The 15,129-nt window shown below is 72.5% G+C and carries 10 protein-coding genes; 2 read left to right on the plus strand and 8 right to left on the minus strand.

Annotation, left to right across the window (positions count from 1 at the left end; translation table 11 throughout):
- Positions 1–126 precede the first annotated feature (126 nt).
- Together ABZ749_RS12885 and ABZ749_RS12890 are read right to left on the minus strand one after the other, a co-directional pair.
- Positions 127–2,169, minus strand: a complete 2,043-nt coding sequence (locus tag ABZ749_RS12885; RefSeq protein WP_357226973.1) for a M6 family metalloprotease domain-containing protein — start codon at positions 2,167–2,169, stop codon at positions 127–129.
- Between the two features lie 178 nt (positions 2,170–2,347).
- Positions 2,348–3,265, minus strand: a complete 918-nt coding sequence (locus ABZ749_RS12890; protein WP_357226976.1) for a dihydrodipicolinate synthase family protein — start codon at positions 3,263–3,265, stop codon at positions 2,348–2,350.
- Positions 3,266–3,501: 236 nt separating this feature from the next.
- On the opposite strand from ABZ749_RS12890, the gene ABZ749_RS12895 reads away from it, so the two are divergent.
- The gene (locus tag ABZ749_RS12895) at positions 3,502–4,731 is read left to right on the plus strand and encodes a helix-turn-helix domain-containing protein (RefSeq protein WP_357226979.1); all 1,230 of its coding nucleotides are present in this window, start codon (positions 3,502–3,504) and stop codon (positions 4,729–4,731) included.
- 80 nt (positions 4,732–4,811) lie between these two features.
- On the opposite strand, the gene ABZ749_RS12900 is transcribed toward ABZ749_RS12895, so the two are convergent.
- The 4 genes from ABZ749_RS12900 to ABZ749_RS12915 all read right to left on the minus strand — a co-directional run bounded on the left by ABZ749_RS12900 (position 4,812) and on the right by ABZ749_RS12915 (position 11,934).
- Positions 4,812–5,897: a branched-chain amino acid aminotransferase gene (locus ABZ749_RS12900; protein ID WP_357226982.1), complete on the minus strand. Its 1,086-nt coding sequence runs from the start codon at positions 5,895–5,897 to the stop codon at positions 4,812–4,814.
- A gap of 177 nt (positions 5,898–6,074) precedes the next feature.
- On the minus strand, positions 6,075–6,218 hold the full coding sequence (locus tag ABZ749_RS12905; protein ID WP_357226984.1) for a hypothetical protein: 144 nt from the start codon (positions 6,216–6,218) through the stop codon (positions 6,075–6,077).
- Positions 6,219–6,596: 378 nt separating this feature from the next.
- Complete coding sequence (locus ABZ749_RS12910; RefSeq protein WP_357226986.1) at positions 6,597–9,143, minus strand: FtsK/SpoIIIE domain-containing protein; 2,547 nt, start codon at positions 9,141–9,143, stop codon at positions 6,597–6,599.
- Positions 9,144–9,240: 97 nt separating this feature from the next.
- A complete protein-coding gene (locus ABZ749_RS12915) occupies positions 9,241–11,934 on the minus strand; it encodes a hypothetical protein (RefSeq protein WP_357226989.1) in 2,694 nt (897 codons plus the stop codon).
- Positions 11,935–12,078: 144 nt separating this feature from the next.
- On the opposite strand from ABZ749_RS12915, the gene ABZ749_RS12920 reads away from it, so the two are divergent.
- Positions 12,079–13,611, plus strand: a complete 1,533-nt coding sequence (locus ABZ749_RS12920; RefSeq protein WP_357226992.1) for a M1 family metallopeptidase — start codon at positions 12,079–12,081, stop codon at positions 13,609–13,611.
- Between the two features lie 128 nt (positions 13,612–13,739).
- On the opposite strand, the gene ABZ749_RS12925 is transcribed toward ABZ749_RS12920, so the two are convergent.
- Together ABZ749_RS12925 and ABZ749_RS12930 are read right to left on the minus strand one after the other, a co-directional pair.
- On the minus strand, positions 13,740–14,228 hold the full coding sequence (locus tag ABZ749_RS12925; RefSeq protein WP_357226994.1) for a hypothetical protein: 489 nt from the start codon (positions 14,226–14,228) through the stop codon (positions 13,740–13,742).
- Positions 14,229–14,297: 69 nt separating this feature from the next.
- Positions 14,298–15,129: MFS transporter (locus ABZ749_RS12930; RefSeq protein WP_357226995.1), on the minus strand; the 832-nt coding region annotated here is incomplete at its 5' end.

Below are 15,129 nucleotides of genomic sequence, written 5' to 3' on the forward strand. Positions count from 1 at the left end.
CAGATCCAGGCCGACTGGTTCCTGCCCTCGACGTTCGACTTCAAGAAGACGTTCGACGAGACGTTGATCCCGTTCGCGGCAGGCCGCCGCGGACCCGGCAGGAACGGGGTCAACCTTGGGCGTCGATCAGGACTTCTCGACCCGGCACTGCTTGGTCTCCGTCTTCGTCGGGTCACTCTCCGAGGTCGCGGTGAGCTTCACGAAACCGGTGGTCGCGGCGGCGGCGGTGGCACCCACCGACACCTTGACAGTGGTGGCCTTACCGAACTGCGCGGTGGCGAGCTGGTTGGGCACCCAGGTCCGCCAGCCCTTGCCAGCTACCTCCGCCGACAGGCGGTAGACGTCCGACTTCAGGTACGCGCTGACGTTCTCCGGGTGCTGCTGGCCGCCGGCCGAGTACGAGCCGGTGTTGGTCAGCTCGAACGAGCAGGTCACCCCGCGGTTGGTCGGCTTGCCGCCGCCGGTCACCTCGCCCTTGCCCAACGTCACGCCGTGACTGCTCGGCCCGCCGGTGCCGTCGAGCGAACGCACCGCCACGGTGTAGGAGAGCGAGCCGGCCGAGTCCCGCTTGAGGTCGATGATGTAGAAGTGCAGTCGGTTCGCCTCGTCGACGTACTCGTACTGGCTGCCGGTGTCCGCGCCGGCGTGGAACAGCGCGTCGGAGAGCTGCCGGTAGTCCCCCATGGTGATCTTCTGCGGGGTGCCGTCGGGGCGGTAGAAGTCGATCATGTTGATGTCCTGCGGGTTGGCGTCCACCACCCACTGGAACGGCGCGCTGTCGGCGTTCTTCGTCTTGCTGACCAGCACGCCGCTGTCCGGGGTGAAGGAGTCCGCGCCCATCCGGTCGACGACCTCGACCGTGTAGTTGTTGAAGTTGCCACCGTCGCACAACGGGTCGGTGCTGACCCCACACGTCGGCGACAGGTCCTTGTTCAAGGCGATGTTGACGCCGCTCAGGCCCTTCGGGCCGGCGTCGACCGCCCGGGCCGTGACCTGCGCGACCACCAGACCCGACGAGGCCAACGACTCCCGCGACAGTCGCAGCACGTGCTCCTCACCGACCAGGCCGATTTTGATCTTGTCCCGCAGGGTGTGCAGCGAACCCATCGAGCCGCCGTTGGTCGGCGGGATCTGCCAGCGGGTGTGCGGACCGCCCGGGCCGTTGAACGACCCTCGCGACATCATGCTCCAGATCCCGGTGTACGCCCTGCGCAACGGCTCGCCGTACGGGTTGTTGTAGTTGTCGCCGATGCCCAGCAGATGGGACAGCTCGTGGGCGTAGACGCCCATGCCGGAGCTCTCCCCCTGCGTCGAGGAACCGCCGCCGGCGTTCGGCCACAGTGTCGCCGCCGCCTTCCACGAGGTCCAGTCCACGTAGCGGGTCTTCGCCCAGTTCGGCAGGTTGGGGTCCGGCGGGCCCCAGGCGTCCGGCACGTCCTCCTTGTTCTGGAAGATCATTTGCCCGAACTCCTGCCAGGTCGACGACTCGTCCTGGCCGGCGCTGAGGATGAACACCAACTCGTACTGGTTGGCGACCTCCTCGCCGACGGCCGACCGCCAGGCGCCCAGGCCGTCGGTGCGGATGTTCTTGCCGCACACGTCCCCGCTCGGGCAGGCGCCCGGGTTGAACCCGTTGTCCAGCCCGTACTGGTAGGACTTGGCCGGCATCTGGTACGGCCCGAACCCGGTGAGGTCGACGCCGTAGCGGCCGTTGGAGTCCTGCATCCAGTACTCGTGCAGGGTGTGACCCTTGTTGAGGGTGTTCGGGGTGTTCAGGAAGTCCTGGTAGAACTTCGGCACGTCCGCCCGGGGGATGTTTGTCGCGACGGACTGGGGGTTGCCGAAGACCGTCGATCGGGCCCGCTGGGAGACCGCGAACGTCTCGTCCGGATAGTCGAGGGCCACCAGGGCGATCTTGAAGTTGCGGACCGAGCCGGACACGCTCGGGTCGGCCCAGTTCTTGCCGGGCACGGCCTTGTAGTCGTTCCAGGTCATCGTGTCCGGGTTCTGCCAGGCCTGCGGATCGAGGACCTGGAACGGCGCGGTGCCGCCGGCCGGGTTGGCCGGGGCCGCGGCGGCCTGCGCCGCCCCGGTAGCCACGAGCGTGGTCACCACGGCGGCGGCCAGCACGGCCCGCCTCAGCCGGGCTCGGTTGGGGGTACGGTGCACGAAACCACCTCTCGTCGGAGGAAACGCGGTGCCGGCGCCCCGGCGGGGGCTTTCGCGAAGCGCCTGTCAGCAAGCCGCGCAGCGAATCTAGGAGGGCGGGTCGGTGCCGGTCACCGTGCAGATGTCGGCAGGTGAGCCGGCCACTTCCGACACCTGAAGGACCGACGCCCCCGACGGCTCAGCCAGGGGAGGCTCCGGAGGCCGGTTCGGTGGTCGCCGCCAGGGCCCTCCGCACGTCCCGGCGTACCCGGTCGACGGCGGCCTCGGACAGGGGTCCGCGCGGCGGGCGGCACCGCCCACCGAACCGTCCGGCGCACTCCATGGCGAGCTTGACGGCCTGCACCGACTCGGGCCGGGAGGCCCAACCGAGGATCGGGTGCAGTTCGGCGTAGAGCGGCAGCGCCCGGCCCAGGTCGCGGGCGACGCACAGCTCGTACAGGCGCACGGACTGGCGGGGCAGCGCGTTGGGCACTGTGGCGACCCAGCCGGTGGCGCCGCACAGCACCAGCTCGAGCACCACGTCGTCGGCGCCGACCAGCACGTCGACGTGGGGGCAGAGGTCCCGCAGGCGATGCAACCTGCGTACGTCGCCGGTGACCTCCTTGACCGCGACGATCCCGTCGATCTCGGCTACGGTCGCCAGCAGGTCCGGTGTGAGGTCCAACCGGGTGTCGGACGGCTCGTTGTGCGCGACCACCGGCAGGCCGACCGCCGCCACCTCCCGATAGTGGGCGACCACGTCGGCGGGGCGGGCAGCGGGCCCTTCGGGTGGCCGCGCCAGCACGCCGTGGGCACCGGCCTCGGCGGCCTGCTCCGTCCAGCGGCGGGCCTGTCTGCTGCCGTAGCCACCGACGCCGGGCACCACCGCGCAGCCGGGCGGCGCGGCCTGCACCGTCGCCTGAACCACGGCGGCCCGCTCGTCATCGGTGAGAGCCCGGTACTCCCCCACCGACGCGCACGGCGCGACCCCGTGGCACCCCTCGGCAGCGAGCCAGCGGACGTGTTCCTGGAGCTTGTCGACGTCGACCGACAGGTCGGCGCGGAACGGCGTGGTGATGGAGACCAACACGCCCCGCCAGGGCCTACCAGTTCCCACTCGCAAGCCCCCTCTCCGCCGGCACCGCCAGGTGTGGCTGCGCCGACGCGATCCGTACCGGAACCCTAGGAACGTCCGCCGTCGCGGTCTTCGGACAGATGCCGGAACAGCCGCGTCACCGCCCGTCTTTTTGTCGTGACTTCAACAGTGGACCTTGCGCGATGACCCATCGGCACCGGAGGGTAAGGACTGGCGGTCGCGCGATCCCTGTCACGCAGCGCAACCAGGGGAGTTATATGCACGGTGAGCTCCAGCGAATCGTGGACGCCGTCGCCGCCCGGGTGGGGCGACCCGCCCTCATCGAGGATCGCCGACAGCGGGTGGTCGCCTACAGCGAGCACGACGGTCCGATGGACGACGTCCGGCGGACGTCGATCCTGCGCCGGCAGACGACGCCGGAGGTGATCGCCTGGTTCCGGGACATGGGCGTGCTCACGGCTCACGCGCCGATCCGCACCCCCGCGTGCGCCGAACTGGACCTGCTGGCAAGGGTGTGCGTGCCGATCCGGCACGACGACCTGCTGCTCGGGTTCGTCTGGTTCATCGACGCGGACGGTTCGATGACCGATGCCGACATCGCCACCGCGACCGGCCCCTTCGCCGACCTGTCGCTGGCCCTGTACCGGGAGAACCTGCTCGGTGAGCTCGCCTCCCAGCGGGAGACCGAGGCCACCCGTACCCTGCTGGTGGAGAGCCGGCAGGCGCGCGAGCACGCGGCGCGGGCGCTGCTGGAGGAGGGCGTGGTGGTCGCCGACGGGTTGACTGTCGCGCTCGTCGCCCAGCTCGTGCCGGCCGCCGGGCGGCAGCCCGACGAGGTGGCCCGGATCGCCCTGGAACAGGCCCTGGTCAACACCCGCCGCTGGATCGGCGTGCGGGAGACGCTGCACCTGGTCTGGCACGACCACGGGGTGCTGCTGGTCTGCGGCGACCGGGTCGCCGGCCGACCCTCGCCGGAAGCCTCCGCCGGGCACCTCAACGACGCGCTGGGCACCGCGACCCGGGGCCTGGCGTCGGTGGACCGGACGGTGACCGGGATCGGCCAGCCTCGTGCCGGGCTGTCCGACGCTGTGGAGTCCTACCAGGAGGCCGCGCAGGCCGCCCGGGTCGGCACGCAACTGCCCGCGCTGGGCGGGGTGGTCTCCTGGGCCGGCCTCGGCATCTACCGGGTGCTGTCGCAACTGGACACTCAGCACCTCGCCGTCGCGGGCGTCCATCCCGGGCTGGAGCGGTTGCTGCGCGACGATGCCCACCAGGTGCTGCTGGAGACCCTGGAGGCCTACCTGGACCTGGCGGGCAACGCGCACGCCACCGCCGAGAAGCTCCGCTTGCACCGGACGACCCTCTACTACCGGCTGCAACGGGTGGAACAGCTCGCCGGGACCGACCTCAAGGACGGCAACGAACGACTGTGCCTGCACCTGGCCATGAAGCTCGGTCGGCTCACCGGCCACTACCGCACGCCGTGACGCCGCCGCCCGCCGGTGGGGCACAGCGGACAGCAGCGGCTGGTCTCAGCGGCCGTCGGGATGGTCCCCGGCGTTCCTCGTCAGACGAGGCGGGTCATCCACCCGTACGGGTCGGCGGCCCGACCGTACTGGATGTCGAGCAGGTGGCGGCGCAGCCGCATGGTCACCGAGTCCTCGGCGCCGGCCTTCGAGGCCGTCACCTCGCCACCTTCCCAGACCAGGCGCCCGACCGGCGTGACCACGGCGCCGGTGCCACACGCGAAGACCTCGGTGATCGCGCCGGAGGCCACACCCTCCTGCCATTCCCTGATCTCCACCGGGCGCTCCTCGACCTGCAGGCCCAGATCCTTGGCGAGGATGAGGATCGAAGCCCGGGTGACGCCCTCGAGGATCGTGCCGAGTGCCGGGGTGACTATCCGTCCGTCGGCAGTGATGAAGTAGAGGTTCATGCCGCCGAGCTCCTCCACGTAGCGGCCCTCGGCGGCGTCCAGGAAACAGACCTGCTCACAGCCGTGCTCGGCGGCCTCGACCATCGGCGCCAGGCTGGAGGCGTAGTTGCCGCCGCACTTCGCCTCGCCCGTGCCGCCCCGCGCCGCCCGGGTGTACTCGGTGGAGAGCCAGATGGAGACCGGCTTGACGCCACCGGAGAAATACGCGCCGACGGGGCAGGCGATCACCATGTAGGTGATCTCCTTCGCCGGGCGAACCCCCAGGAACGGCTCAGAGCCGAACATGAACGGCCGCAGGTAGACGCTGTATTCGTCTTCGTCCGGCACCCACACCTGATCCGCACGGACCAGTCCTTCGACCGAGGCCATGAAGTCCGGCACCGGCAGCTCGGGCAGTGCCAGCCGCCGGGCGGACCGGGCGAAGCGCTCGCCGTTGGCGTGCGGCCGGAACGACCAGATCGAGCCGTCTCGGTGCCGGTACGCCTTCATGCCCTCGAAGATCTCCTGGGCGTAGTGCAGTACGGCCGCCGCGGGGTGCATGAGGATCGGACCGAAGGGGATGATCTCGGAGTCCTGCCAGCCGCCGTCGGGCCTCCACACCGCCCGTGCCATGTGGTCGGTGAAGTACGTGCCGAACCCCGGATTGGCCATGATCTCGGCTCGCCGCTGCGCGCTCGCCGGGCTCGGATTCTGGTGCAACGGGAACGACAGGCTCATCGCCGGGTCCTCTCAGGGGCCAGATCCCTGGGCGCTCAGGTCACCGAGCACGAACACGCAGGGGAGGTTGTCGGATGACGGCTGAAGAATACCGACGGTGCTGTCACCGACAGTAGACAGACCGAGGCGAGAGCTACCTCCCCGTCACGCCGCCCGGCATCCCGATCCAGATGCGGGTCAGGGCCGGAGCCACCAGGGGCTGGTGTAGGCCACCGCGAAGTCGTTACACGGGTGGCCGACTGGGCCGGGGGTGGCGTTGGGCACCGACGGGTCGGAGATCCGGAGCACCACCCAGTCGCCGTCGGCGACGTTGAGGGGCACTGTGAAGTCGGTGACCTGACCGTTGACGGTGTCGATGACGTCGACGACGGTCGGCGCCGAGGTGCCGGGACGGAGGACCTGGATCCGCAGGGGCTTGCCGTCCCAGGCCGAGCCGCGGTCCAGGTCCAGCAGGAACCGTACCCTGACCCGCGCTCGGGCCGGGGGGAGCAGCGGGGGCGGCCGGTGGTTGGTCGACGCCGATGGCTCGGCCGAGCTGGTCGAGGCGCTGCCCCTGAGCGGTGAGCCGCTGCTGGAGGTAGTCGACGGCGGCGTGCAGGTCGCGGCGGCGCGCGGACTCGGCGGCGGCGTGCTGTTCCCCGGCGCGGTGCTGGGCGGAGAGTTGCCGGGCCAGGGCCGCGTACTCCTCGAAGGACACTGTCAGCGCTCCCCGTCCGGGTCGTGCCCGTCGCCGACGAACGGGACGATCAGCCGGGTGCGCTGGTCGTGCCTGTCGATCAGCAGTGCCCGGTCGGGGCGGGGCGTGTAGGTCAGGTCGTGCGCGCCGAGGTGCAGGGCCAGTTCGGCGCCGGGCACGTTGAGCGCGACCAGGCAGGCGACGTCGTCGCGGTTCTGGGTGCCGCCGAGGTCGTCGCCGAGCCGGCGCAGCCCTCTCCACCAACCGAGCAGGTGCACCCCCTGCCCGGGGCCCTGACGCAGGACGGTGCGCAGGTCGTCCAGGCCGGAACGGAACGTGCCGGGGTCGGTGGCCCCGAGGACGGGCGCGGCGGCGTCCATGCCGAACACCACCAGGTACTCGCGGCCGGTGGGTTCGGCGGCCAGCGCGGCGATCCGGTCGCGCAGCCCGGCCGCGTCGAGGCGTCCGACCGGGTGGCCGGCGGCCCGCAGGACGGCTTCGGTGTCGTCGGCGACCGGGTCGGCGGCACCGACCAGGCAGGCCAGCTCGAACCGGGCGTCGCCGGGGGTGTGCTGGCGGGCCAGGCTGAGCGTCGCGGCCCGCAGCACGTCCGCGCCGGTCGGCGCGGTGCCCACCACGGCGAGGTGCCGGCCGGGGGTGGTGTCCATCAGGAACAGTGCTGTGGTGCCGTGCACGTCGACGGTCCGGCCGACCAGTGCCATCGGGCGTCGACCACCGGGGCGCAACCCGGCGAACGTGCTGTCGTCCTCGATCCGCGCGGCCTCGTACCCCTTGAAGACCGCTGGGGCCCGCGAGCCCGGCGGGCGGGCCTGCCACAGGTCGTGGCGTAACGCGGCGAGGTCCGCCGTGGCGGCGTGCGCGTCGGGGAAGCGCAGGACGGTGTCGGCGCCGACCGCTCCGGCGGCGGTGTTGACCACGGCGGAGCCGACCGGCAGGGCCGCGGCGGAGTCGTTGAGCTGGTCGAGCACCCCACCCCCGCCGGGCAGCGCCACCCGCAACGCGAACTGCCCGAAGATCGCCTCGGCCCGCCCGTAGAGGGCTTCGATGCCGGTCATGCTCTGGCTGGCGAGCACCAGGTGGATGCCGTACGAGCGACCCTTGCGGGCCAGGTCCTCCAGCAGGTCGACGGCCTCCCGGGCCAGCGCGTCGTTGCCGGCGAGCAGCACGTGGAACTCGTCGACGACCGCCACGATGCGCGGCAGCGGATTGTCGCGGGGCAGGTCGGCGAGCTTGGTGACGCCGTGCCGCTTCAGCGCGGTGGCCCGGCGCTGCGCCTCCCGGCGCAGCTCGCGCAGCACGGCGAGACCGTACTCACGGTCGGACTCGATGCCGACGGCACGGGCGTGCGGCAACCAGGACGGGTCCCGGTCGGTGGGCACGAACTCGGTGAAGCTCACGCCCTCCTTGAAGTCGAGCAGGTAGAGCTGCAACTCGGCCGGCGAGTAGCGGGCGGCCAACCCGTAGAGGACGTCGAGGAGGAAGACGGTCTTACCGGCGCCGGTGCGCCCGCCGACCAGCCAGTGCGGGGTGGCGTCGTCGAAGGCGAGCGTCAGCGCGGTGTCGAAGGCGGCAGCGCCGCCGACCCGGCCGACCACCGTACGCAGGCCGTTGCCGGCGGACTCGGCCCAGCGCCGTTCGGGCAGCAGGTCGGTGAAGGGCAACGCGTCGGCGCGACGGGTGGCGGTGCCGAGGTGCTCGGCGAGCGCGCGGACCGAGGCCGGCGGCGGGTCGCCGTCGAGCAGGACGGGTGCGGCGAGTCCGCTGCCGTCGGCGCTGAACGGGGTGCCGGGTGGGTCGCCGACGTGCGCGTATCCCTGGTTGAGCCGCACCGCTGTGGTGCCGCCCAGCGGGGGCGCGGTCTCGCCGGGCAGCCGGGACGGGTGTCCGGCGAGCAGCACGCACACGGCGGCGGCCGGGCCGGCGTGGGTGAGCGCGGCGAGCCGGGCCAGCTCGCGGGGCGGCGGCGCGGCGGTGGCGACCACCACCAACAGGCGACGGGCGGCGGGCTGACCGTGCTGCGCGGCGCGGGCGTGCTGCTCGGCGGCGTCCAGCAGTGCGGCCACCTCGGCCTCGCCGGTGGCCGGCGGGTCGAGCACCCCGGCGTCGAGCAGTGGTCGCAGCGGGCCGAAGGTGGCGCCGAGCGCGGCGGTGTCGATGCCGGCGACGCGGACCTGGCCGGGCGGCGCGGTGGCGACCAACCGCAGCACCAGCGCCCGCAGCAGCCCGGCGACCTGCGGGTCCCGGGCGTCGGTGTCCAGGGCGAGGTGGTGGCCGCCGCCGAGCGGGACCAGCACCGGAAAGCCGCCGTCCGCTGTGGACGCCTCGCCGATCCGCACCGCGGCCGGCTCGTCGGTCAGCGGGGTGACGCCCGGGGCGGGGGTTGCCAGGGCACCGCCGAGGCGGGCGAGGCGGGTCACCAGGTCGTCGGCGCCGGCCGGCGCGACGGCGGTCGGCGCCGCCCCCAGGGCGTCGCGGGCGGTGTCCAGATGCGCGCGAGCCGCCCGGTGGGAGTTGACCGCCTGCCCGTACGCCGACGCGAGCCTGCCCACCCTCTGCCCCCAACGCCACGGCCGCCTGGTCCCAGGAACCCTAACGGACACCGGTGGCACCCGGACAGTCCTGCGAGGACGTGTCACGCCGGACCGGTCAGGCGGGGCCGCACGCCGCCGGGCCGGACCCGTCGGCCGCCCCGCAGCGGAACACCTCCACCGGCGCCTTCGCCACGTCCGGCACCTGCTCGACCCGCATCAGGGCCAGTCGCTTGTCGACCGGCTCCCCCGAGTCGGGCGTGAACCGGATCAGCCCGGCCACCCCCGGGTAGCCCTGCCCGGCGTTCTGCCGGAGCACCTCCGCGTGCACGGCCACCGGGTTGACCGAGTCCGGCTCCCAGCGTTGCCGCGGGTCGGCGTGGTGCAGCCGGGCGGCGAGGCTCTCCACGGCCCGGATGAGCATCATCGACGCGTCGTAGGCGAGACTGACCCGCTCACCGACCTGTTCTTCGGAGTCGGGTCGGCAGCGCGGCGGGTCGAGCAGGTCGTCGGCCTGGATCCAGGACAGGAAGCTCGCCCGGGCGTCGTCGCGCCGGTCCTGGGCGGCCCGCAGCGCCGCGCAGGTGGCCAGGGCCGCCTTGGAGACGTACGTGACGGGCAGGTTGCCGGGGGCGGCGGCGCGCAGCCCCGGGTTGGCCATGTACCGGTTGGCCGAGTCGTCGGCGACGAGGTGTCGGGGCGGGTTGCCGCCGCACTCGCGCAGCGCCCGCAGGAAACCGTCGAACTCCGACCATCGGCCCGCGTAGAAGAGCAGCCCGGGGTAGCCGCACTCGTCGGTCAGCCGCTGCCCGGTGCGCCACTCGTCGAGGCGGGTGATCCGGGGGCCGAACTGCTGTCGGAGCCCGTCGACGAGGGTGCCGACGTAGAGGTCCTCGGTGAGCGTGCTGCCCTCCAGGGTGGTGTAGAAGACGTGCGCCTCGGCGACCTTCAGCACCTGCTTGGCGTACGCGTCGACCAGCTTCACCTGGTCCTTGTTCGGTGCGGAGATCTGGAGGTAGAGGCGGGAGTTGGCGTCCATCCTGTCGGCGGAGAGGGTGGGCGCCAGCACCGGCAGCCCGACCTGGTTCAGCTCGCGCAGCGCGCGGGCGGTGCTGGTGCGGCTCTCCACCAGCCCGACCACCCCGAGCACCGTGGGGTCGTCGCGGGCCAGTTCGGCCAGCATCGCCACCGCCCGGTCGGCGTAGATCATCTGGCGGCCGGCGTTGGCGACCACGATCCGCAGCAGCGCGGCGCCGTCGGCACCGGCTGACTCCTTCAGCAGTGCGTACTGGGCGGTGGCCATCCCTTCCAGCTCCTCGCGCTCGGAGACGTACGACTCCTCGTCCGCGCGGGTCCGGTTGCCGGTGAGGGTGCCGAGGTAGACCAGGGTGAGGAAGGGCCGCCGCCGGTCGCTGCGCTGCCAGACCTCCTCGGCGGCGCGGTTCTGCGCGAAGATGCGCTCCTGAACTGTGCGCAGCCGGTCCTGGCCGGGGTCGTTGTTGAACACCTGGGCCGCGCTGTCGCTGTAGCCGACACACTCGCCGCTGCCGGCCACCTCGACCGAGACCTGGCCGGTGAGCGAGGGGTGACAGCCCGGCCCCCACCGGCTGGCCACCCACAGGCCGAGCACCGCCACCAGCACCAGGCAGAGCGCCGTCGGCAGGAAGCGCCGCGACCACCACGGCGGGTCGGGCGCGGAGAAGGGCCGCAGCCCGCCACGCGACGGTGGGCCGGTGTCGGTCTCGTCGGGGCGCAGCGCCACCAGCCAGGTGGCCGGGCGGCGCAGCCGTCGCATCTCCGGCAGCGCACCGGCCCACTCGTCGTACGCCTCGTCGGCCTCGGTCAACGGGTGCGGTTCGGGCAGGTCCGGTGGGGGTTGCCCACCGGACGCGACGATCAGCAGCGGGTCGTTGCGGCCGGTCTCGGTACGAACGTCGCCGATCAGGCGGACCAGTTCCCCGCCGACGTTGCCGGGGGCGACGTGATCGATCAGCAGAGCCGGGTACGCGGTGCGCCGCCAGTCCGAGAGGCGCCACGGCCGACGCCGGTACGCCTGCCGCAGGTCCTCCAGGAACGCGTGCAGCAGCAGCTTGTTGACCTGATCGGGTTGCTCCCCGTCGCGCCAGCCGGCGGTGAGACGCTCGGCGAAACCGAGGAAGGTGACCGATTGCCGGGGCGCCAGATACTGCTGGCGCATGAACCAGTTGTAGTGCCGCCCGAGCACCGGCACCCGACCGGAGACGGCAGCCCGGAAGACCACCCCCGGCACGGCGCGACGGACCAGCCAGAGCAGCACCTGCGAGACGATGCTGACCGCGTCGCCGCCGGAGGGCACCGCCTCCGGCGTGCGCGGGCCCCTGCGGTCGCGCAGCCGGCGGACCAGGGCCGCGCGGCTGTCGTCGGCGTCGATGCCCAGGTTGAGGCTCTGTTGCATCAGCCAGTCGGCGAGCGGATAGTGCCGGAAGCGCAGCCGGGCGGCACCGAAGGCCTCCAGGGAGAGCTGCCGGTGCAGCTCGCGCAGCAGCGCCGGCACGTCCCCGGCGCCGGGCGGCGCGTCGGCGTCCAGCACGGCGTGCGGCACCCGCCGCCGGGGGCCCTGGCCGAGGAACCGGCGCAGCGGCACCATCAGATCCGCGGTGTCGGAGCGGACCAGCCACAGCAGGGGCAGCCGGCGGTCGCCGCGGCGGGGTCGCCGCAACAGCCGGGCGAGCAGCGTGAACAACTCCAGACCGCCGGCCGGCAGGCGTTCCCGACCAGCGGTCGACTGTCGTTGGCCGGTCAACTCCCGCCTGGGCAACTCCGAGCGCCGCACGTGTCACCTCCGATCAACACAGTGTGACCTTGCGGTGCAACGCACGCCAGAGGACGACGACCGACGATGGGTGTGGCGGCCAGCGACGTTCACAGTTGTCGATTAGGTTGGCCTGGCGAACACCCGATGGAGGGAGTCCACCCCGTGCGACGAGTCCTCACGGCGGCCACCACCGCCCTGACCCTCACCACCGCCGGCACCATGCTCGCCGGCACCCCCGCCCAGGCCGCCCCGACGGGCTGGGGCCGTCCGGTCGTCTCCGCAGCGCCGCAACCCGGCGCGCCCGGACTGGGCGACAGTTACTTCCCCGACTACGGCAACGGCGGCTACGACGTCGAGCACTACGACGTCCGGCTGCGCTACGAACCGGCCACCGACCTGCTCACCGGCACCACCACCATCCTCGCCACCGCCACTGAGGACCTCTCGACGTTCAATCTGGACTTCCTGCTCGACGTCGAGTCGGTCCGGGTCAACGGTTGGGCGGCGAGCAGCACCACCGCCGGGGCGCACGAGTTGGTGGTCACCCCGGCCCGCACGGTGACCCGGGGCCAACAGCTCACCATCGTCGTGCGGTACTCCGGTGTCCCGTCGGAGGCCCTGGTCAACGGCTACACCGGCTGGACGCGTACCGACGACGGCGCCCTCGCCGTGAACGAGCCCGAGTCGGCGTGGTGGTGGTTCCCGAGCAACGACCACCCTCTGGACAAGGCCACCTACGACATCTCGGTCTCGGTGCCCACCGGCGTCGAGGTGATCAGCAACGGGGTGCAGCCGAGGCCGCCACTGGCCGAGGCCGGCAACCGCACCCGGTGGATCTGGCGGACCACCTCCCCCACCGCCACCTACCTGGCCTTCATGGCCATCGGCCAGTACGACATCGTCACCGACACCACCCCGGGCGGCCAGCCGGTGATCAACGCGTACAGCACGTCGCTGGGAGCACTCGGGCCGGCCGCGCGGGCCAGCATCGAGCGGACCGCCGAGATCGTCGACTGGGAGAGCGGGATCTTCGGCCCGTACCCGTTCGAGGCGCAGGGCGGTGTGGCCGGGCCGATCGACGGCATCAGCTTCGCCCTGGAGACGCAGACCCGCCCGGTGTACGGGCCGGGCTTCTGGCGACGCGGCGCCAACACCTACGTGGTGACGCACGAGCTGGCCCACCAGTGGTTCGGCGACTCGGTCTCGGTGGCCGACTGGCGCAACATCTGGCTCAACGAGGGCTTCGCCTCGTACGCCGAGTGGCTCTGGTCGGAGGAGCAGGGCGAGGGCACCGCCCAGGAGGTCTTCGACTTCACCTACGCCAGTTACCCGGCTGACGACGGGTTCTGGCAGGTGCTGCCCGGCGACCCGGGCGCTGCCCGGGTCTTCGACAACGCCGTCTACGACCGGGGTGCGATGGCCCTGCACCAGCTGCGGCTGGCCGTCGGTGACGACGCGTTCTTCGAGATCCTGCCGACCTGGACCGCCGAGCGCCGGTACGGCAACGGCACCATCGAGCAGTTCCAGGCCCTGGCCGAGCGGGTCTCCGGACTGGACCTGGACGACCTGTTCACCACCTGGCTGTTCACCGCCGGCCGACCCGAGGTGGCCAGCGCCGCCCGCAAGGCCGCCCCACCGACCGAGCCCACATCCTGGGCCAAGATCCGCGAGTCCCACGAGCTGATGTCCCACTAACCCCACCCCACCCCCACCCCACCCCGCCGGTCGATCATGGAGTTGTGGTGCCTCACATATCAGGCAAGGGCGTATCTTCCGCCCACCACAACTCCATGATCGACCGGCGGGGGTCGCGCGGCCCGGGGTTACCGGGTTGAGGCTTCTACGGCGCGGATGTGCCGGTACGCGAACCAGAGCGGCGGGAACGCCCCGACCGCGAAGGACAGGTCGACGAGCGTCCAGAACCAGGGGATGTCCCGGATCGGGCCGCAGATCAGCGCCAGCGGAACGATGCCGGCGCAGGCGATCATGCCGACCTGCACCACCCAGACGTTGCGCACCGGGTCGCACAGCGGCCCCCAGAAGGCCACTGCCAGCACCAGGTGGGCGAAGGCCAGCCAGTCGGTGCCGTAGAGCAGGAACGGGTAGTCCTCGCCGGCCGTCACGAGCCCGGTGTGCACCCGCTCGATCCAGGCGACCAGCGCGGGCAGTTGGCCGGCGAGCGGATCCAGCACGCGCAGCAGCCAGCGCACCTCGATCTCCAGCGGAAACGCGGTGACACCACTCAGGAAGAGCCCGATCAGCACGACCCACAGCCATCGGCGGGTGCGCCGTAGCCGCTCCTCATTGTCCATGATCGCAGCGTAACGATGATCTTCAGTCTGCCCTGTCCCGGAAGCGGGCCACCGAGGGTGACCGCTGTCTCAGCGGTTCGCCACCGGCCCGGCGGTGGCCAACTCCCGGAGCCGAACCCCGCCCGACCGCACCGCACCGGCCTCGGCGGGCACGATGACGCAGACCGCACCGGTGGGCCGCACGACGCGGGCGGCCCGGAACGCCGCTCGTCGTACCGGATGGCGGGGTCGCGGAACGACGAGCGCGAGGGTCGCCGCGCGGCCGCGCTGCCGATCGAGGGCGACGCCGGCCGCCGTCGTGGCGATCGCCGCTGCGGCTCCGGCGAGGACGAGCGTCTGCCGGGGCCCGGCGTGTTCGGCGAGCCAGCCGAGCAGCGGGGCGCCGACCGCTGCGGAGACCGAGCCGGTGACCGCCAGGGCGGCGAGCACCCGGCCCCGCATCGCGCCGTCGGTGTCGAGCTGGGCGCGGGTGCCGACGGTGGTGTCGATGACCACCGCGGCGGCGGCGATCGGCAGGATCACCGCGGCGAAGCTCCAGGTGCCGGGCGCGAGGCCGGCGACGATCTGCAACCCGCTGGCGAAAAGGCCCGCGACGACGAGCGTCCGGTAACCCAGGGAACGCCGCCGGGCCGCGACGAGCGCGCCCACCACAGTGCCGACCGCGAACACCGTCGACAGCAGGCCGTACCCGGAGGCACCGGCGTCCAGCGGCCCGTCGCTCATCGCGGCCATGGTCACCTGGTAGTTGCGGCCCAGGCTGCCGAGCACGAACGACAGGGCGAGCGCGAGGAGCAGCACCGGCTGCCCGCGCAGGTAGGCGAACCCGGCGCGGACACCGCCCCGCCTCCGGCCGGCGTCCGGGACCGGGAGGCCGGGCACGCCCGCCGGGCGTACGGCGAAC

The organism is Micromonospora sp. NPDC047753 (assembly GCF_040642735.1).
GTDB lineage: Bacteria > Actinomycetota > Actinomycetes > Mycobacteriales > Micromonosporaceae > Micromonospora.

Coding starts and splice junctions, on each gene's coding strand:
- ABZ749_RS12895 (WP_357226979.1), top strand. CDS start 3,502: ATGCACGGTGAGCTCCAGCGAATCGTGGACGCCGTCGCCGCCCGGGTG.
- ABZ749_RS12925 (WP_357226994.1), bottom strand. CDS start 14,228: ATGGACAATGAGGAGCGGCTACGGCGCACCCGCCGATGGCTGTGGGTC.
- ABZ749_RS12900 (WP_357226982.1), bottom strand. CDS start 5,897: ATGAGCCTGTCGTTCCCGTTGCACCAGAATCCGAGCCCGGCGAGCGCG.